This window comes from Collinsella sp. SGI.095, assembly GCF_050314535.1.
Classification (GTDB): Bacteria; Actinomycetota; Coriobacteriia; order Coriobacteriales; family Coriobacteriaceae; genus Collinsella.
Map to the genome: position 1 here is coordinate 1 of NZ_JBNPNG010000023.1, position 18,067 is coordinate 18,067.

15 protein-coding genes are annotated in these 18,067 nt (G+C 58.2%); 5 read left to right on the forward strand and 10 right to left on the reverse strand.

What is annotated here, in order from left to right:
* The first annotated feature begins 239 nt into the window (after positions 1 to 239).
* Together ACQRCA_RS07565 and ACQRCA_RS07570 are read left to right on the forward strand one after the other, a co-directional pair.
* Positions 240 to 1,250: a LacI family DNA-binding transcriptional regulator gene (locus tag ACQRCA_RS07565; protein ID WP_427719749.1), complete on the forward strand. Its 1,011-nt coding sequence runs from the start codon at positions 240 to 242 to the stop codon at positions 1,248 to 1,250.
* A gap of 129 nt (positions 1,251 to 1,379) precedes the next feature.
* Positions 1,380 to 2,363 carry a DNA/RNA non-specific endonuclease gene (locus tag ACQRCA_RS07570; RefSeq protein WP_427719750.1) on the forward strand — a complete coding sequence of 328 codons (984 nt, stop codon included), beginning with the start codon at positions 1,380 to 1,382 and terminating at the stop codon, positions 2,361 to 2,363.
* 127 nt (positions 2,364 to 2,490) lie between these two features.
* On the opposite strand, the gene ACQRCA_RS07575 is transcribed toward ACQRCA_RS07570, so the two are convergent.
* From ACQRCA_RS07575 to ACQRCA_RS07590, 4 genes are all read right to left on the reverse strand, one after another.
* The gene (locus ACQRCA_RS07575; RefSeq protein ID WP_427719751.1) at positions 2,491 to 4,566 is read right to left on the reverse strand and encodes an elongation factor G; all 2,076 of its coding nucleotides are present in this window, start codon (positions 4,564 to 4,566) and stop codon (positions 2,491 to 2,493) included.
* Positions 4,567 to 4,863: 297 nt separating this feature from the next.
* On the reverse strand, positions 4,864 to 5,628 hold the full coding sequence (locus ACQRCA_RS07580; protein WP_427719752.1) for an amino acid ABC transporter ATP-binding protein: 765 nt from the start codon (positions 5,626 to 5,628) through the stop codon (positions 4,864 to 4,866).
* A 37-nt stretch (positions 5,629 to 5,665) separates the two neighbouring features.
* Positions 5,666 to 6,319: an amino acid ABC transporter permease gene (locus ACQRCA_RS07585; protein WP_427719753.1), complete on the reverse strand. Its 654-nt coding sequence runs from the start codon at positions 6,317 to 6,319 to the stop codon at positions 5,666 to 5,668.
* Positions 6,320 to 6,457: 138 nt separating this feature from the next.
* Positions 6,458 to 7,318, reverse strand: a complete 861-nt coding sequence (locus ACQRCA_RS07590; RefSeq protein ID WP_427719754.1) for a transporter substrate-binding domain-containing protein — start codon at positions 7,316 to 7,318, stop codon at positions 6,458 to 6,460.
* 338 nt (positions 7,319 to 7,656) lie between these two features.
* Between ACQRCA_RS07590 and rlmD the strand changes: the two genes are divergently transcribed.
* Positions 7,657 to 9,105: a 23S rRNA (uracil(1939)-C(5))-methyltransferase RlmD gene (rlmD, locus tag ACQRCA_RS07595; protein ID WP_427719755.1), complete on the forward strand. Its 1,449-nt coding sequence runs from the start codon at positions 7,657 to 7,659 to the stop codon at positions 9,103 to 9,105.
* Positions 9,106 to 9,168: 63 nt separating this feature from the next.
* Here the strand turns inward: rlmD and ACQRCA_RS07600 are convergent, their stop codons facing one another.
* The 5 genes from ACQRCA_RS07600 to tilS all read right to left on the reverse strand — a co-directional run bounded on the left by ACQRCA_RS07600 (position 9,169) and on the right by tilS (position 15,910).
* On the reverse strand, positions 9,169 to 9,990 hold the full coding sequence (locus ACQRCA_RS07600) for a phosphatase (protein ID WP_427719756.1): 822 nt from the start codon (positions 9,988 to 9,990) through the stop codon (positions 9,169 to 9,171).
* Between the two features lie 165 nt (positions 9,991 to 10,155).
* Positions 10,156 to 11,340, reverse strand: a complete 1,185-nt coding sequence (locus ACQRCA_RS07605; protein ID WP_427719757.1) for a pyridoxal phosphate-dependent aminotransferase — start codon at positions 11,338 to 11,340, stop codon at positions 10,156 to 10,158.
* 185 nt (positions 11,341 to 11,525) lie between these two features.
* A complete protein-coding gene (gene ftsH / locus ACQRCA_RS07610) occupies positions 11,526 to 13,673 on the reverse strand; it encodes an ATP-dependent zinc metalloprotease FtsH (RefSeq protein ID WP_427719758.1) in 2,148 nt (715 codons plus the stop codon).
* 1 nt (position 13,674) lies between these two features.
* Positions 13,675 to 14,223 (reverse strand): hypoxanthine phosphoribosyltransferase, encoded by a 549-nt coding sequence (gene hpt / locus ACQRCA_RS07615; protein ID WP_154517754.1) that lies wholly within the window; start codon positions 14,221 to 14,223, stop codon positions 13,675 to 13,677.
* 148 nt (positions 14,224 to 14,371) lie between these two features.
* Positions 14,372 to 15,910, reverse strand: a complete 1,539-nt coding sequence (gene tilS, locus ACQRCA_RS07620) for a tRNA lysidine(34) synthetase TilS (protein ID WP_427719759.1) — start codon at positions 15,908 to 15,910, stop codon at positions 14,372 to 14,374.
* Positions 15,911 to 15,958: 48 nt separating this feature from the next.
* On the opposite strand from tilS, the gene ACQRCA_RS07625 reads away from it, so the two are divergent.
* Positions 15,959 to 16,768, forward strand: a complete 810-nt coding sequence (locus tag ACQRCA_RS07625; protein ID WP_427719760.1) for an MBL fold metallo-hydrolase — start codon at positions 15,959 to 15,961, stop codon at positions 16,766 to 16,768.
* Between the two features lie 80 nt (positions 16,769 to 16,848).
* On the opposite strand, the gene ACQRCA_RS07630 is transcribed toward ACQRCA_RS07625, so the two are convergent.
* Entirely contained in the window at positions 16,849 to 17,280 is a 432-nt protein-coding gene (locus ACQRCA_RS07630) for an Hsp20 family protein (RefSeq protein WP_427719761.1), read from the reverse strand.
* 274 nt (positions 17,281 to 17,554) lie between these two features.
* Between ACQRCA_RS07630 and ACQRCA_RS07635 the strand changes: the two genes are divergently transcribed.
* On the forward strand, positions 17,555 to 18,025 hold the full coding sequence (locus ACQRCA_RS07635; protein ID WP_427719762.1) for a hypothetical protein: 471 nt from the start codon (positions 17,555 to 17,557) through the stop codon (positions 18,023 to 18,025).
* Positions 18,026 to 18,067 lie beyond the last annotated feature (42 nt).

Here is an 18,067-nt window from a genome sequence, read left to right on the forward strand (position 1 = left end):
TTTAGTTATGCGTTTAACCAAAAATGAATCCTGCGTTTTTGATCTCTTTTTTAAAAGTCAAGAAGTATTTAGATTTCTCGGTAGACGGCAGGCTTGCATAACCGCCACGAATTTCGGACCCCACGGATACGGTATTGTTGCATACTCATAAAAGGGCGAAAGGGCAGGCAGAATCGTGTGCCCGCAACCCGAACGTGAACCACCGCGCCAAACAACGCAATTTGTCGGAAGGAGTCGCTGTGACCAAACAGCGCGTTACGATCGCAGACGTCGCCCGCGAGGCGGGAACTTCAACAGCCAGCGTCTCGTATTACCTCAACGACAAACGAGACAAGCTCAGCGACAAAACGCAGGCAAAGATCGCGCGCGTTATAAAGGAGCTGGGATACGTCCCCAACGCCCAGGCGCAAACACTCACCGGCAAACAGACCCGCGTCATCGCCATCATCATCTTGGATAACACTAACAAATGGGCGGGCCTCGTCCTCAACGGCATGGAGCAGGTCATGCTCCCCGCGGGCTACCAGACGGTTGTTTGCACGAGCAACTTTAACCCCGAGACCGAGCTCATGTATGTCGACAAAATGCTCTCGCTGGGCGTCGATGGCTTTATCATCCAGCCCACGGCAAACTTCAAAGCCGTGCACGACCGCATTAGACGCGCCGGCAAGCCGGTCGTCTTTTTCGATGCGGCCATCTATAGCCCAGGTACCAGCTGGATCAAGACCAACCTTTACGACGGTGTGTACAACGCCACGCAGGCACTCCTCGACGCCGGTTACGAAGATTTCTTTTCCATTGCCGCCAACATGACCGAAATGCGCACCCGCATGGAGCGTTTTCAGGGGTATGCCGAAGCGCTGGCAGCGAACGGACAGCTCTACAAAGCGATTTCCATCGACCACAACAAGCCGTCGGTCAGTGAGCTTACCGAGTACTTTAAATACAAGCTCAACCCCGCCAAGCGAACCCTTATCTTCGTGCAAAATCAGTGGGCACTTCCCCGTGTCTACAAGGCCCTCCAGCCCATGGCCCATCTACTTCCGCAGCAAATCGGTCTTTTGGGACTCAACTGCGAAGACTGGACCAACCTCACCACGCCGACCGTCTCCACCATCATTGAGCCCGTCGACCAGGAAGGCAGAGAGGCGGCCGAGATGCTCCTCGCGCTACTCGATGGTAGCAGCACGCCCGGTGAGCAGCGTATTCTCGAATGCAAACTCAATTGGCTCGGTTCTACCTCGATCTAGCCATACGTCAAATATGAGGCAAATGAATCCGTAGCGTTTGTCCCAAATCTTAAGTATTTGTTCGATAGAACGGCCCCTGCCGGCTCCTGCTAGACTGGTAGATTCCCAACCGTCCGTCCAGGAGTCACCATGTCGCGCAAGTCCGCCTACAAGCAAGCACTTTCTATCGGCACCGCTGTGGTGCTGGGGTTTGCGCTGTTTACGGGATCGCTCGACGGGGCGCCCAGACTGCTCTCGCCGCAAAGTGATGAACAGGCGGCGGCTCTGGCCGAGAAGCAAGACAAGAGTCCCAGCCGCACCGACGACGAGGCAGACCTGGTTGCCCGACTCGAATCGGGAACGGCAAACTCCACAGACTCCCAAAACAGCCCGAACTCTGGCGACAAGCCACATTCCGCCGCACCCGACACCGGTGACGACGCTTCCACAGACGGGGCCGCCACCCCCATCGACGAGGTCGAAAACCCCGATCTCGACCGCGCCCGCAGCGTATATCTCAGCAGCATTCCCGACTACGCCGGCAACCCCTATGTTGCCCTGCGAGCCGACAGCACGCACGCGCTCGGCACACCATCATTCACGCTCGATGAATACGAGCACGCCGCCGAAGAGGGCTGCTTTAAGAAGTTCTCCAAGCTCGACAGCCTGGGCCGCACCCGCAAAGCGCTCGCTTGCGTGGGCCCCGAATCGCTCGGTCAAGGCGAGCGCGGCGATATCTCGCGTATCCATCCCGCCGGATGGCGCCAGCAACGCTACGACTTTATTCCGGGCCAGAGCCTCTACAACCGCTGTCACCTCATCGCCTGGTCGCTCTGCGGCGAAAACGCCAACCGCAAGAATCTCCTCACCGGCACGCGCTATCTCAACGAGACAGGCATGCTACCGTTTGAAGAACAGATCCTCGACTACATCCGCGAAACGGGCAACCACGTGCTCTACCGCGTCACGCCCATATATAACGAAGAGGAACTTGTCTGCCGTGGCGTGCGTCTTGAGGCGCAATCGGTCGAGGACCACGGCAAGACCCTGTGCTTCCACGTATATTGCTACAACCTGCAGCCGCATGTGCAGATCGACTACGCTACCGGCCGCAATCAGGCCTCGGGAGACTAGGGCCGGCCAAGCTGCCCCAAAACCTAAATGGACCGTTTTCCTCCATCCCCCAGGGATCAAAAAGGGCCGCCTGGATTGCCCAGAGCGGCCCTTGCATCGGCATGTATGTTACAGACAACGCCCAACGCTACTTGGCGCGGCCCTCCTCATAGCGCTCGACCAGCTTGGCCTGAACGTCATAAGGCGCCTGCTCATAGCCCGCAGGCTTCATGGTAAAGTCGCCCGTGCCGCGCGTGATGGAGCGCAGACGCGTCGAGTAATCCGTCAGCTCGGCGAGAGGCGCCTGAGCGATGACCACGGTGTCTCCGCGCTCATCGGTCTCCATGCCCGTCACGCGACCGCGCGAGGCCGAGATGTCGCCCATCACGGCGCCGGCGTAGCTCTCGGGAATAGTCACCGTGATTTCCTCGATGGGCTCCAGCACCACCGGGTCGGCGTCGGCGCATGCCTTGCGCAGGCCGATGCGAGCCGCCGCGCGGAACGCCATCTCGTTGGAGTCGACGCTGTGATACGAGCCGTCGTACACAGCCACGCGAATGCCCGTAAGCGGGTAGCCGGCAATGATGCCGTCCTTCATGGTCTCCTGAACGCCCTTGTCCACGGCAGGGATCAGCGAGCGCGGAATGCGGCCGCCTACGACCTCGTCCACAAACTCATAGCCGTCGCTCGTACCGTCGGGCCCAATGAGCGGCTCTACGCGCAGCCAGCAGTCACCATACTGGCCGGCGCCGCCGGTCTGCTTCTTGTGGCGGCCCTGGGCAGTTGCCGTGCGGCGAATGGTCTCGCGATACGGGATGCGAATCGGCACGCTCTTGGCCGCGACCTTGGTACGGTCCTCAAGACGATTGAGCAGGACCGAAACCTGCGCCTCGCCCACCGCCGAAATGATGGTCTGGCCGGTCTCCTCGTCGCGGTCGATGCTCATGGTCGGATCGGCCTTGCATGCCTTCTCGATAAACGTGTAGAGCTTCTCTTCGTCGCCGCGATTCTCGGCCTCGATGGCGATGCGGTACTGCGAGTTGGGGAACTTAAACGCCGCAGCCTCGACCTTGCCGGTAATCGAGAGCGTATCGCCCGTCTCGGCCGCCAGCTTGGGCGCCACGATGATATCGCCGGCATAGGCGTGACCGACCTCGGTCATGTCGCGGCCGCACATCACATACAGGTGAGCCAGACGATCGCTCTTGCGGGTGCGCGCGTTGATCAGCTCAAGGCCCGGCTCAAGCGTGCCCGTCAGCACCTTGATGAAGCTGATGCGACCCTGCTGAGGATCGGCCAGGGTCTTAAACACAAACGCCACCGGGCGGTCATTGTCGCTCGAGATCTTGAGCGAATCACCGTCGATGAGCGGCATTTCACCATAGTCGGTCGGCGCCGGGAAGTACGTGGCGATGTCGTCCATCAGCGAGTTGACGCCCTGCTCCTTAATGCAATCGCCCGCAAAGACCGGCACAAAGATGCGCTCGGCGATCGCCTTCGACAGCAGGCCTTCAAGCTCCTCCTGCGTCAGCGTCTCCTCGCCTTCCAAGTACTTCATCATCAGTTCGTCGTCAGCCTCGGACACCAGCTCGCACAGATGGTCATGGGCCTCCTCGGCCTGGGCACGATACTCCTCGGGAATCTCCGACTCAACGGCTTCGGCGCCGTTGCAATGGCGCGCCTTCATGCGCACCAGGTCGATGATACCGTCAAAGTCCTCGCCCTCGCCCCAGGGAAGGGTCACGGCGCCCAGGCGCGTGCCAAAGCGCTCCTGCAGCAGGTCCATCGTGGTCGCAAAGCTGGCCTCGGAGCGCGACAGGCGGTTTACGAACACCGCACGCGCCAGACGCAGGTCCTCGGCGGCATACCAGAGCTTAACCGTCGTAGGCTGCGGGCCGGCCTCGGCGTCGACCACAAACAGAGCCGTCTCGCAGACGCTCATCGCGGCAAAGGCGTCGCCGATAAAATCGGGGTAGCACGGGGCATCGAGCACATTGATGCGCGCACCCTTCCAGTCGATCGGCGCAATGGTCGTCGAGATGGAAAACGCACGCTTGACCTCTTCGGGGTCATAGTCGAGCGTGGGCTTGGTGCCGTCGTGGCCGCCCAGGCGGGCGGTCTTGCCGGAAAGGTGGAGCATGGCCTCGGCGAGTGAAGTCTTGCCCACCCCACCTTGGCCTACGAGCACCACGTTCCTTACGTTACCGGTCTTGGGAGCACCCATAATGACCTCCTTGCAGGGCCGCGCGCAATGCGCGACGCCAACGGGGAGAGTTCGCGGTCGATGCCGTCCCGGGAGCAGCATGGTCGGCAGCCGATCCGGCTCACCCTCCAAATGTCCTATGCCACCACCCTACCCTCGCGGGCGACTGTCCATGCACACCTTTCGGCGCACGTATGAATACGGGCGGCGAGAGGAGGGGGCAAACGCCTGAGGCGGTTATTAAGCCCCATCGGCGCAAATAAAAACCGCCGCAGGCCATAAGACCTGCAGCGGTTTCGCCTCAATGTCTACTTGAGCCTAGCCCTCGATACGGCTCAGGAACTCGCGCGTGCGCCGTTCGCGCGGATGGCCGATAACCTGCTCGGCAGGACCCTCCTCTACAATGCGACCGCCGTCCATAAAGACCACGCGATCGGCAACATCGCGCGCAAACTGCATCGCATGGGTCACGATCACCATCGTCATATTCTGCGCGGCAAGGTCTTTAATGACACGCAGCACCTCGGCCGTTAGCTCGGGATCGAGTGCCGAGGTCGGCTCATCGAAGAACAAGATCTCTGGATCGAGCGCCAAGGCGCGCGCAATACTCACACGTTGCTGCTGACCGCCCGAAAGCTCGCATGGCACCTTGTTCTCGTTGCCCGTAAGCCCCATCTGCGCGATCAACTCACGCGCACGTGCTTCGACCTGCTCGCGCGGGCGCTTGAGCACGCGGATTGGAGCGTCGGTAATGTTTTTCATCACGGTATAGTGCGGGAACAAATTATAGTTCTGAAACACCAGGCCAAAGCGCGAGCGCGCCTGCTTGGGCACATCGCCTTTCGCATACACCGTGCCCGATCCCGCATCCGTCGCAACGGCTAGATCACCAAACGAAAGCGAGCCGCCGTCAAGCGTCTCGAGCAGCGTGGCGCAGCGCAACAGCGTTGACTTACCGCCGCCCGAAGGTCCGATAATCGCCACGACCTCGCCGCGCTTTACCTCGAGCGAGATATCCTTGAGCACCTCATTGCCGCCAAACGCCTTGCGCGCGCTCGTTATATTCATTACCGTTCCGGACACGGGAACCTCCATGTGTTGAAAAGCACGACGGAACAGGCTAGTCGTGGTAGTAGTCAAGTCGCTTTTCGGCGGCGCCCAGCAGCATCTCGACCACAAAGTTAAAGACCCAGTAGATCAGTGCCGCAATCGCAAACGGCACCATGCTCACTTGCGAGGCAACCAGTGCCTTGGCCGTCGAGAACATCTCCCCCACGCCGATGGCAAACGCCAGCGACGTGTCCTTGACCAGTGTGATGATCTCGTTGCCCATCGCCGGCAAAATGCGCTTGGCGACCTGCGGCATCACAATGTACAAAAACGTCTGCAGGCGTGAGTAACCCAGCACCTCGGCGGCCTCATATTGACCACGCGGGATAGACTGCAAACCCGAGCGATAGATCTCGGCAAAGTAGCCGGCATAGTTGATGATGAATGCCACAACGCACGCTGTCCACTTGGAATCGGGCGTGAGCGAAATACCAAAGACATAATACGGAGCAAAGTAGATGGCAAACATCTGCAGCATGAGCGGCGTACCGCGCATGACCGAAATGTAGATGCGCGCAATCCAACGCAGCGGCGCGATTCTGCTCATACGCATAAACGCCACGGGAATTCCCAAGGGAATCGAGCCCAACAGCGTGAGCACAAACAACTGCAAACTGACCAAGAAACCCTGGCTAAGCATCTGCATCATGACCTGAATAGACAACCCAAGCTCTCTTTCACAGCAACAGAACAGCAGGTGTTAATTGAAATAGGCACAGTGCCCAAGATTGCGAGCGACAAGCCCGACGAAGCGTACTTTGGTACGCGAGGAGGGTTGGAGCCGCAAGGTTGGGTGCTGTGGCTATTTCAAAACCCAGTTGTCGAAGGATAGACCGTAGCTCGCATACTTGTCGCACAGGTCCTTGACTGTACCGTCCTCATAGAGCGCCTTGAGCGACTCGGTCACGGCGTCGGCCGACTTGGTGTCGCCCTTTTTAAAGCCAACGGCGTAGTGCTCGCTGGACAGCGGCTTGTCAAGTTGCGTATAGGCATCGGGCTTGGCGGCAAGCTGATACTGGGCGATCGAAAGGTCGCAAGCCACCGCATCGACCGCGCCGCTCTCGAGCTGCATAAAAGCCGTGTTGTACTCGCCGATGGTATCGAGCGTGGCAAACGTCGCCGCCAGATCCTTCTGGTCACCCTCTAGCACATCCTGTGCGGCAGAATCGGTCTGGGTAATCACGGTCTTGCCGGCAAGGTCGTCCCAACTCTTGATGCCCGCATCCTTCTTGACCACCAGCACCTGCTCATTGAGCATGTACGGCTCGGAGAACGTGTAGTCGTCCTCGCGGCCCTCCATGGTAAAGCCGTTCCAGATGCAGTTGATGGCGCCCGAGTTGAGCAGCGTATCCTTGGCGTCCCAGTCGATGGCCTCGTACTTGACCTCCCAGCCCTGCTTATCGGCAACTGCCTTGGCCAAATCGAGATCAAAGCCGGTGTACTCGCCATCGTCGCCCACAAAGCCATACGGAGGATAGGACTTGTCAAAGCCCACCACGAGCTTCTTAGACTCCACAACGCCCTTGGCGTCCTTTGCCGCGGCAGAGCCGGCAGTGGAACCCTTGTCGGCACCACCGCCGCAGCCGACAAGACCAAGGCCAAGCACCGTGGCGAGCGAGCCGGCTAGACCAACAAACTGACGACGAGACATATCGGTATTCATGTTATTCCCCCTTGATGGCACTTTAGCTAAGTAAAGTGAGTCATGTAACGTTCAGAATCATACACTTTAGCGTGATAGAGCACAAGGCGAGTTTGCCCGCCGCGTGAGGGGTGTGGGGGTTAAGTTTCCTGCTCTACAGTCCTGCTCACGACGGAGGCCACATTAAGTGGCCTCCTGTTCGTGCGGAACTCGCGATAAACTTAACCCCCACACCCCTCACGCGGCGGGCAACCGTCGTTGGGCTTATCACTGACACGATTAAACCGCTTGCATATCGTCTGCTGGCTTGGCACGGTACAATACTTGCAGCTTTAATTCATGAATTAGTGGAGTTATTGATGGCAGAATCTCGTGCGGAGCGTAAGGCTCGTCGTGCTTTGATCGAGGCGGCTGAGGGGTCGGAAGAGAAAAAATCTTCTAAGAAATCCAAGTCGTCTCAGGACACGAAGGGTAAGTCGGCCAAGGGCAAGGCTAAGACCAAGCGTCCCAGCCCTCGTCGGAGCGAGGGTAAGGCACCTCAAGCTCGTTCCAAGCGCTCGCATAATGAGTCGTCCCGGTCCGCTCATAAGGCCGTTGATCCCAAGTCGCCCTGTTCCATCATGAAAGCTTGCGGTGGATGCACGGCGCTCAACAGGCCTTATAAGAAGCAGCTGGCGACCAAGCAGGCTGCTATGGATGAACTTTTTGCTGCTCTTTGCGAGCGTGAGGGCATAACCGTCGATCCCATTCGCGGTATGGACGTTACTCTGGGCGACCCGGGCAAATATCCTGCGCCGCGTGGTTTTCGCCATAAGGCCGCCACTCCCTTTGCCCCCGGCAAAGGGAGCGCTGTCCGCTGCGGCTTTTTTGAGCGCGGCACGCACAGAATCGTCGCTGTTCCCGAATGCCCCGTCGAGGCACCGGGAGCCCGTCAGATTCTTAACGGCATTGCGCGTGAGGCCGAGCGCCTGCACATTCCCGCCTTTAACGAGGACAAGCATCTGGGCCTGCTTCGCTATGCCGTCGTTCGCTGCGGCTGGCGCACCGACCAGATCATGATCACCCTCGTTACCGCCCAGCGCGACCTGCCGCATGCGCAGGAATTCTTTGAGGCCATCGCCGCACTCGATCCGCGTATCGTCACCGTCGCCCAAAACATCAACGGACGCCCTGGCAACGCCATCCTGGGTGAGGAAACCCACATCGTGTATGGCGCTGAATGCATGCGCGACCAGCTACTCGGCTGCGAGTTTGATATCTCCCCCACCGCGTTCTACCAGACCAACCCGCAGCAGACCGAGCTGCTCTACCAGCTCGCTATCGACGGTATGGATCTGCACCAGGGCGATGTTCTCATGGATGCCTACTGCGGCAGCGGCACCATCGGTCTTTGCGCAGCTAAAGAAGCTCAGAACAAGGGCATCGGCATCATGTTACTTGGCGTGGAGCGCAACCCGGCGGGCATTGCCGACGCACGCCGCAACGCCGAGCTCAACGGTCTTACCCGCAGCGCCTGGTTTATGGCCGACGATGCCACCGACTACATCCTAGATGCCGCCGACAACAACGAGCGCATCGACGTCCTTTCCATCGATCCGCCGCGTGCCGGCTCTACCTCCGAGTTCCTCGAAGCCGCCTGCGCGCTTAGACCTCGCCGCATCACCTATATCAGCTGCAACCCTGTGACCCAAGAGCGTGACCTGCACCAGCTCCTCGACGGTGGCTATCGCCTGCTCAAGATCACGCCCGTCGACATGTTCCCCCATACCGACCACACCGAAACTGTAGCGGTCCTCGAGCGCCGCTAATCCACCGGTACAAGAAGGGGGCGACCCGTCTGGGCCGCCCCCTTACTTGGTTTATGAACTCCGCTACATCCTCTTGCGCAGGTCACACACGCCGGCTGCCGCCATCTCGCGCAGTAGCGTCTCGCGATCGCGCGTCACGATCAAATCCAGCGGAAAGTGAATCTCGTCGAGCATCTTGCGCGCTTGATCGAGCTTACCAATTGCCATACCAATGTGCGCATCGGTCGAGACGCCAATCCCCACGCCCAGCTCGGCGCACCGCTCGGCAATCTTGCGGCACACGTCCCAATGCTCGGCATCCGCGCCATGCTCAAGACTGTGATTGTTGATCTCGATGATCTTGTGCTTAGCCTTAGCAGCAAGCAACACCTCGTCGATATCGAACGGCACGCCCGATCGACCCGTATGCCCCAGCATAAACACCTTGGGGTGCTCCAGAGCATTGATATACATCTCGGTCGTCTGGGCCAGCGTCGCGCCTTCAGCGAGCTGCGGATTATGCACGCTTGCAACCAAATAATCCAAATTACGCGTAACCCGATCGAACAGCGAATGCTGACGGCTGTACGAATCGCCGGCAATATCGAGCGTGACAGGAGTGTCCTCGCCAAACAGGCTTCCGTCCAGCGAAACGATATCGGCCTCGGCGCCACGCAGCACCAACACGCCGCTCCAAATGCGCGGCCATATATCCTGGTTGATAAAGAACTGGTAACTGCGCAGGTCATTGGGGCAAGCCGTAACCATAGAGCTCAGATGGTCGGCAGATCCAAGCACCTGCAGGCCACGCTCTGCCGCCCAGTACACATTCTCCTCAATGGTCGAATATGCATGCGCAGAGAACATCGTATGGGTATGAATGTCACAGGAAAGCAGGTAGGGCATCAGGTCTCCTTATCCGGTATGGCCGTCGCGTATATTCATTGTACGCATAGCCTTCGATAGTCGTAAAACCGCTCCATCCCAAAGACACAACGTCCATGACAACGGGGTCCGGTTTAACACCAAACCCCGTTTCACGTAAAACATTGTAGGCAGAGCGCTCTGCTTTTAACAATACTCGTCCGCCAGCTGTTTCCAAGCGGGTAGCGAATTGATAATCGTTTCGTAACTCACGCAATAACCCAAGCGGAACCAACCCGGCATGCCAAAGCTATCCGAAGGCACCGCGAGCAACTCGTACTTCTTTGCACGCTCGCAAAAAGCGTTTGCGTCGGGCTCGAGCGCCTTCACCCACAGATAGAAAGCGCCGTCCGGCTCAACGTAGGTGTAGCCGTACTCCGCCAATGCGTCGGTGAGCGCCGTTCGGTTGCGAGCATAGGCTTCGACATCACTCGGCTCATCGATGCAGTCGATAATCACGCGCTGGAAGAGCGCCGGTGCGCACACAAAACCCAGTGTACGGGCGGCACCGGCGACGGCCGGCATAAGGCGAGCAGCCTGAGGATTGGTGTTGGGAACCAAGATCCAACCCACACGCTCACCCGGCAGCGACAGCGACTTGGAATACGAATAGCACACGACGGTGTTATCGTAGATTGAGGGTACCCAGGGCACCTCGGCACCGTACACGATCTCGCGGTACGGCTCATCCGAGATGATCATAATCGGATTCTCGGGATCACGCTTGGCATTGACCTCGCGCAGAACATTGGCCAGTCGCGTCAGCGTGTCGCGCGTATATACGGCACCGGTCGGGTTGTTGGGCGAGTCGATAATGACGGCCGCCGTCTTATCAGTAATCGCCTTGAGCACGTTGCCCACACTCAGCTGGAACGTGTCTTCATCGGCGGGTGCCTCGACACACGTACAGCCGGCCTTCTCAATCCACACGCGATACTCCGGAAAGTACGGGGCGATAACAATGACCTCGTCACCGGGATTGGTAACAGCGTTGAGCGTGCAGGTGAGCGAAGCCGCCGCACCCACGGTCATAAAGACATCTTTACCCTCATAGCTCGTGCCAAAACGACGGTTGAGCGACTCGGCCACAGCGACACGACATTGCGGCAGGCCTGGTGCGGGCGTGTATCCGTGCAGTTGGTCGCTCGGCAGCTCCAAGGCCTTTTTGATGGACTCCGCCACGGCAGCGGGCGCCGGAACACTCGGGTTGCCCAGCGAAAAATCGAATACGTTCTCCGCACCGATCTGTGCCTTGCGTTCAAGTCCATAGCTAAAGATCTCGCGGATGATAGAGCTTTCCGCTCCGCGAGCAAACATGGTTTCGTTGATCATCTGTTCCCCTTTCGCATAGGCGGTATTGTACGCTTTAGTCAAGCAAAGTACCGCAGCAATGTTAATTGGGGACAGACTTAAATGCGTGAAAACGCTCATTTAAGTCTGTCCCCAATCAACAGATGGCCCCATATCGCTCAAAAAAGCCTCCGCAGGTTTCCCCGCGGAGGCTCTCACGACAAAGATTACTCGTCGGCCTCGGTGTCGCCATCGGCCTTTTTTGTGTCAGCAGCCTCGACATCGTCAGCGCTATCGGATGCGACTTCGGCATCCTCCTGCATGGCCGCCTGCGCAAAAGCTGCGGCATCAGCCGCCAGCTCCTCCTCGCTCATACGAGGCGCGCGCTTTTTGGTCGGCACGCCGGCCGCCTTGGCATTGCGCTCCTCCTTGGCTGCCAGAATGTCGCCCTCGCGCTCAAGGTAGGCATCCCAGTCGTTGTCAAGCAGGGCGTTCACGGCGTCGCCTTCGACGGTCTCGCGCTCAAGCAGCACCTTCGCCATCAGATCGAGCTGATCGCGACGGGCATCCAAAATCTCAACAGCACGACGATGGGCCTCACGCATGATGCGCTGAACCTCGATATCGATGCGGCGCGCCGTCTCCTCGGAGTAATCCTGGTGATCGGCATAATCGCGACCAAGGAACACCTGATGCTGTGCCTCGCCAAACACTTGCGTGCCCAGCTCCTCGCTCATGCCCAAACGCGTAACCATCTCGCGCGCCATCTTGGTCGCGCGCTCCAGATCGTTGCTCGCGCCCGATGTAATGTCATCGCACATGAGCTCCTCGGCAACGCGACCGCCCAAGAACACGGCAAGCTCGTCGAGCATCTCGTTCTTGGTCTTGAGGAAGTGATCCTCCTGCGGAAGCTGCAGCGTATAGCCCAGAGCCTGACCGCGGCTGACAATCGAAATCTTGTGAACCGGATCGGAGTGCTCCAGGATGTGACCCACCAGAGCATGACCGCTCTCGTGGTAGGCAATCGTGGTGCGCTCGGCTTCGGTCATCACGCGCCCCTTGCGCTGCGGTCCTGCAATCACGCGCTCCATCGATTCTTCGACCTCGTCCATCGAGATCACGGAGCGATGACGGCGAGCGGCAAGCAGCGCGGACTCGTTGAGCAGGTTTGCCAGATCGGCACCGGTAAAGCCAACGGTCATCTGGGCGAGCTTCTCAAACTTAACGTCCTCATCCATTGGCTTGTTCTCGGCATGCACGCGCAAGATCTGCTCGCGCCCCTTCACATCCGGGCGGTCGACCGTAACCTGGCGGTCAAAACGACCGGGGCGCAGCAATGCCGGATCCAGAATATCGGGGCGGTTGGTCGCGGCGATCAGGATGACCGATTCGCTTTCCTCAAAACCGTCCATTTCGACCAGCAGCTGGTTGAGCGTCTGCTCGCGCTCGTCGTGACCGCCGCCCAGGCCGGCTCCGCGCTGACGTCCCACGGCATCGATCTCGTCAATGAAGATGATCGACGGAGCCTGAGACTTGGCCTCCTTAAAGAGGTCGCGCACGCGGCTGGCGCCGACGCCCACGAACATCTCGACAAAGTCAGAGCCCGAGATGCTAAAGAACGGGACACCGGCCTCTCCGGCAACGGCCTTGGCCAGTAACGTCTTACCGGTACCCGGAGGGCCCACCAGCAAAACGCCGCGCGGGATCTTGGCACCCAGCTTGCGATAACGGTCCGGATCGCTCAAGAAATCGCGAATCTCTTCGAGCTCCTCAACAGCCTCGTCCACGCCGGCAACGTCTTCGAACTTGACCTTGGGACGCGTAGCCTCGTTGGTCTTGGCGTTGGTCTTGCCAAACTGCATGTTCCTATTATTGGCGCCCATCATCTGGCGCATAAAGTAGAACATGATGGCGATCAGGGCAATCGTCGGCAGTACGCTCATCGCCAAGTCGCCCCAAAAATCGGGGTCGTTGGTGTTGACGATGTACTTAGTGTCGGGATGCTCCGCCATGAGCTCGGCAAGCGAATCGGAGCCGACATAGGTCGAGGAAAAGCTCTTGAGCTCACTCGTGTCGCCCTTGTCCTTTTTCGCCTTCCAGTAATGACCCGTCACGCTTCCGTCCTGAACCGTATAGGTCAGATCTTCGACGCGATCCTGCTTGATAGCGCTCACCATCTCGCTCGTCGCGAGCTTAACGGTATTGCTGGAGCTGGCAAAGCCGGAGCCCATATTAAAGAAGGCGTAGCCCAGAAGTGCGCAAGCCAAAAGAAAATACAGCCAGCCCGTACGTGTGGGTTTCTTGCCTCCGGGCATCCCCGGAATCTTAGGGTCCCGGGGTGTCTGGGAATTGTAGTCGTTACGGTCGTCGGGCATCTTACGAATAAACCTCCGGTTTCAAAATGCCCAGATACGGAAGGTTACGATAGCGCTCGGCATAGTCGAGGCCGTAGCCCACCACAAAGGCATCGGGGCAATGGGTTCCAACATACTTGGGCGTAATGGCCGAGATGCGGTCCTCAACGTCCTTCCACAGGAAGGCGGCGACCTCCAGAGAAGCGGGCTTGCGGCTCTCGAGGTTCTTCATCAGATACTTGAGCGTCAGGCCCGAGTCCAGAATGTCTTCAACGATCAGCACGTCACGACCGCGGATATCGATATCAAGGTCTTTGATGATACGCACGATGCCCGAGGACTTCACACCGTCGCCATAGCTCGAAACGGCCATGAAATCGATATTGGTCGGCAGCTCGATCTTGCGCATCAGGTCGCCCATAAAGACCACGGCGCCGCGCAAGACCGCAATCAGCACCAGATCCTTACCCGCGTAGTCGCGCGTAATCTCCTCGCCCAGGCGAGAGACGATACCGTCGATATCCTCCTGCGTAAACAGAACCTTCTCGATATCCGGATGTTGAGAAGCCATGACAACCCTTTCTTGTGCTTAATCGCCCACACACCGCCGTATGGACGCGAACTACACATTCTAGCAGCGCACGGGGTATATTTTCCAGCCCGTGCACCATCAGCGCGGGAATACCGTCAACGCCGCACAGAAAAACTGGTGCGAGGGGCTAATCCGCGTCAACCACGCGAAGCAGATAGGCCACACGCGTCGCCGCCGTGCACTTAAAGCGTTCGTCCGCGCGAACTCCGGCAACCCACACCACGACACCCCCCGGTGCCGTCCTTACCACGGGCACGCCGGTGCGCTCGGAAACGGGAATACGAGCCTCGCACAACAAGTCGGATACCTTCTTGCTTCGGCCACTCATGCCTAACGGGCACATCACGTCTCCCGGTGCGGGACCGTCCACCCACAGGCGCGCCAATCGCCCCTCGGCAGGAACCTCGCCGCGCGAGCCCGCCAAGATCCGCTCGCTATCGCTGTTGGCAAAACCCAGGGCAGCCGCGTCCACCAAAGCTGCCACTTCCCCAGCAGCCGCAAGCTCACGGGCGCGGCGCACGATATCGCATCCCGGCTCAACGGCTATCGCTTCTGTGACCAGCATACGTCCCCCGCCCAACGACATACGGCCGGGTATGCTAATCCAGTCCGCAACCAAGCCCTCACGAGCCGCCGGCGCCTTAAACGCCAGCATGCCAAACTCAACACGTGCGTCAATCCCCGCCGGAAGCGTAACCGAACCCGCACCCTCGGCAACACAGGAGAGGACTCGCTCCACATGGCGCATCTCTGGGCGAGCGTCCGGATCGATGCGTTTAATCGCCAGTCGCACGATGCGCCGCGCGATTACCACCTCGGCCGCAGCAAGGCGTCTGGCATCGAGCACCAGCGCGCCCGCTGCCTCTTTGCGCAGGCAGCTTCGAAACGCCTGTGCCGACAACTGGGATAGAAACGCATCCTCATCACCCAAGATCTCACAGGCGGCGCCAATCGTCTTGCACACGCTCGCATTACGCTGCGCCAGCACTGGCATTACCCGGTGGCGAACGTAGTTTCGCAGATACGTGATATCTTCGTTGGTCTCGTCCTCGCGCCACGGCTGACCATGCACCTGCAGATAGCCCACAAGCTCGCCATGAGTTAGGTCGAGCAAGGGGCGTACCACAATATTCCTTCGGCGGGGAATGCTCGAGAGCCCAGCAGGGCCCGACCCCTTAATGGCGTTCATCAAAAATGTTTCCGCGCGGTCTGAAGAGGTATGGGCAGTACAGATGCGCGCCGCCGTTCTCGGCACCCCCATCTTGGCACAAAGCTCGCGAACATACCTTCGCGCCGCGGCATAACGCACCTCGCGCGCAGCCGCCTCGATATTGCCCGACTCCCCATCAAAATAGGCGTGCTCCACGCACAGCGGCAAGCCGTATTGTGCGCAGAGCTCGCGCACAAAGGCCTCGTCGCCGTCGGATGCCTTGCCTCGCAGGTGATGGTTTACATGAAGCACATGTAGGCGCTCGCGAGCAATGGGGGCAACGCCGCGTCCATCTTGGATATCCAGCTTTGATGTGCACGCCATAAGAAGCAGTGCCGTCGAGTCCGCACCGCCTGATACCATGAGCACCACAGGAGCAGCCTGCTGCCTCGTCCGGGTCTCATCGACTGCCCCGGGTACGGCATGGTGTCCGTAATGCTGTGATACCGTTGGCATTCGCTTCCTCCTCTATTCGTCAGCACTCATTGTATCCTTTGGAATCTTATGTCTCGCCTGCACCTTCATATCCTCGGCAGCGGCTCTAAAGGCAACTGCGCACTCATCGAGGGCCCGCAGGGGCTCATTATGGTCGATGACGGACTGTCCCGCCGCGAAACACTCAAACGCATGGCCGAGCTCGGCCTTTCGGCAGACGACGTGTCCGCCCTTGTTGTCACCCATGAGCACAGCGACCACATTAAGGGGCTTGAGGTGTGGTGCAAACATTGGAACGGACCGGTCTTTTCCAGCAGGGGCACGCTCGCATCAAAGGAAAGCCTTGCACATCTGTCTGTTGAGGAATTCGACCCAGGTGACGCCCTCTCTATTGCCGGGGTCCACATTCAAACGTATTCGACATCGCACGACGTCGTCAATCCTGTCGGCTACCGTTTTGATACCCAGGTCGATTCGGTTGGCTTTGCCACCGACACCGGCGAGTTGTCGAAGCATGCCATCGATACGCTCAAGGACTGTCGCATTCTCGCGCTCGAAAGCAACCACGATGTAGCCATGCTGCGTCAAGGAGACTATCCTCGCTTTCTTCAGGAACGCATCCTGTCTGCAAAAGGGCATCTCTCCAACGATCAGGCCGCCGATGCCGCACGCGCGCTGGTAACCGATCGCACCGAGCAGCTTATCGCGATGCACATTAGCCAAGACAACAATCGCCCAAGCCTTACCGTCAAAAGCTACGCAAGCTCACTTGGGGCAACACTCGACAACGAGCTTGGTAGCACCGCCACCCGCGTTGAGGGGCCACATAAACTCACAATACGTCCCGCCGGGCAATATCGGCCCATGACCATTCAGTAGGCCGTCTCAAATAGAAAAGGGGGCCGGGAATCGCTTCCCAGCCCCCTTAACTCAGGCACCGATGTTAATAGCCGATAACGTTAGTCGATGAAAATCTTCGTAACGTTCTTCTTCTCGACAATCTTAGGAACCGTAACGGTAAGGATGCCGTCAGCATACTTTGCAGAAAGTCCCTCGCTCGAAGCATCCTTCAGGTACACACCGCGCGTCGCGCTGTAAGAGCAAAACTCCTTCTGCAAGTAGTTCTTGTCCTTGTTCTCTTCGCTCTCCTCAACATTCACGCTAATGGAAAGACGACCCTCATTGAGCTCAACGTCGATGTCGTCCTTCGCGACGCCGGTCAAATAAGCCTTGACCTCGTAACCGTCGCCCTTGTCCTCAACATCAACGGGAAACGCCTTGGAGGCGATCGAGTTGTTTGCCAGATCGGTCATATCATCAAACAGATCGAACAACGTGCTAGCAGAGGGACGAACACCAAAAACCGAACGATAAGGAACCATGCTTGCCATGACTACCACTCCTTTAAGGGACTGCCGAGCCATCTTCTAGGTGGCAGGGACTTCTTTTGACGCTTTAATATATGCCCATCCATTTCTTATATATACATTTTGATATAAAGTTTTTTGAGTCTCTATCTATAAGCATATCTAAGTCTATGTGACTAAGGTTTAAGGAGGTCAAGGTTCTTTGAACCGTGCCTTAAATACCAAATGTGCCCTAGCTAAACAAAGCTGGGGCTTACAATGAGCGTATACACAATATTAATGACAACCTAAGGGCATCATGGACGATCAAGCCTCCGACAATTCGTATGATCAGATGCAGAACGATAAATCAACCTATCCGCAGACCATACGCTACCATCGTCCCCATATTTCCCAAGAGCCTATTGACGATACAGAGCCTGAATATGTAACTCGCAATCGTTATCAAACCCTTGAAGAATCTCAATCAGGTCGCAAACATATGGGCGTCGCACCGAGCGAATCGGCGCATCTCAAAGATGCCCCCTTATCCAAAAACAGCGCATGCAACCAGGAGCAGGCCCAAACACCCGCTAAGCAACAACGAAGAGAGCCTCGCCCTAAGCAGACCCTAACGCATTCTGCCCGCTATTTAGAGACGCCGAAGCAAGGAAAATCGATATTTATATCGTCTAGCAGACGACGCAAACAGCACCGGCTCCAAATCGCGCTCTTGATCATTGCCTTCGCGGCAGTCGCGCTGGTCATTCGTTTTATTTTCTTCAAATAGAAAAGACAATTAAGCCGTAGAGGCTTTAGGTTTACAACGCCC

Coding starts and splice junctions, on each gene's coding strand:
- ACQRCA_RS07570 (WP_427719750.1), top strand. CDS start 1,380: ATGTCGCGCAAGTCCGCCTACAAGCAAGCACTTTCTATCGGCACCGCT.
- ACQRCA_RS07575 (WP_427719751.1), bottom strand. CDS start 4,566: ATGGGTGCTCCCAAGACCGGTAACGTAAGGAACGTGGTGCTCGTAGGC.
- ACQRCA_RS07590 (WP_427719754.1), bottom strand. CDS start 7,318: ATGAATACCGATATGTCTCGTCGTCAGTTTGTTGGTCTAGCCGGCTCG.
- rlmD (WP_427719755.1), top strand. CDS start 7,657: ATGGCAGAATCTCGTGCGGAGCGTAAGGCTCGTCGTGCTTTGATCGAG.
- ACQRCA_RS07600 (WP_427719756.1), bottom strand. CDS start 9,990: ATGCCCTACCTGCTTTCCTGTGACATTCATACCCATACGATGTTCTCT.
- ACQRCA_RS07605 (WP_427719757.1), bottom strand. CDS start 11,340: ATGATCAACGAAACCATGTTTGCTCGCGGAGCGGAAAGCTCTATCATC.
- ftsH (WP_427719758.1), bottom strand. CDS start 13,673: ATGCCCGACGACCGTAACGACTACAATTCCCAGACACCCCGGGACCCT.
- hpt (WP_154517754.1), bottom strand. CDS start 14,223: ATGGCTTCTCAACATCCGGATATCGAGAAGGTTCTGTTTACGCAGGAG.
- tilS (WP_427719759.1), bottom strand. CDS start 15,910: ATGCCAACGGTATCACAGCATTACGGACACCATGCCGTACCCGGGGCA.
- ACQRCA_RS07625 (WP_427719760.1), top strand. CDS start 15,959: ATGTCTCGCCTGCACCTTCATATCCTCGGCAGCGGCTCTAAAGGCAAC.
- ACQRCA_RS07630 (WP_427719761.1), bottom strand. CDS start 17,280: ATGGCAAGCATGGTTCCTTATCGTTCGGTTTTTGGTGTTCGTCCCTCT.
- ACQRCA_RS07635 (WP_427719762.1), top strand. CDS start 17,555: ATGGACGATCAAGCCTCCGACAATTCGTATGATCAGATGCAGAACGAT.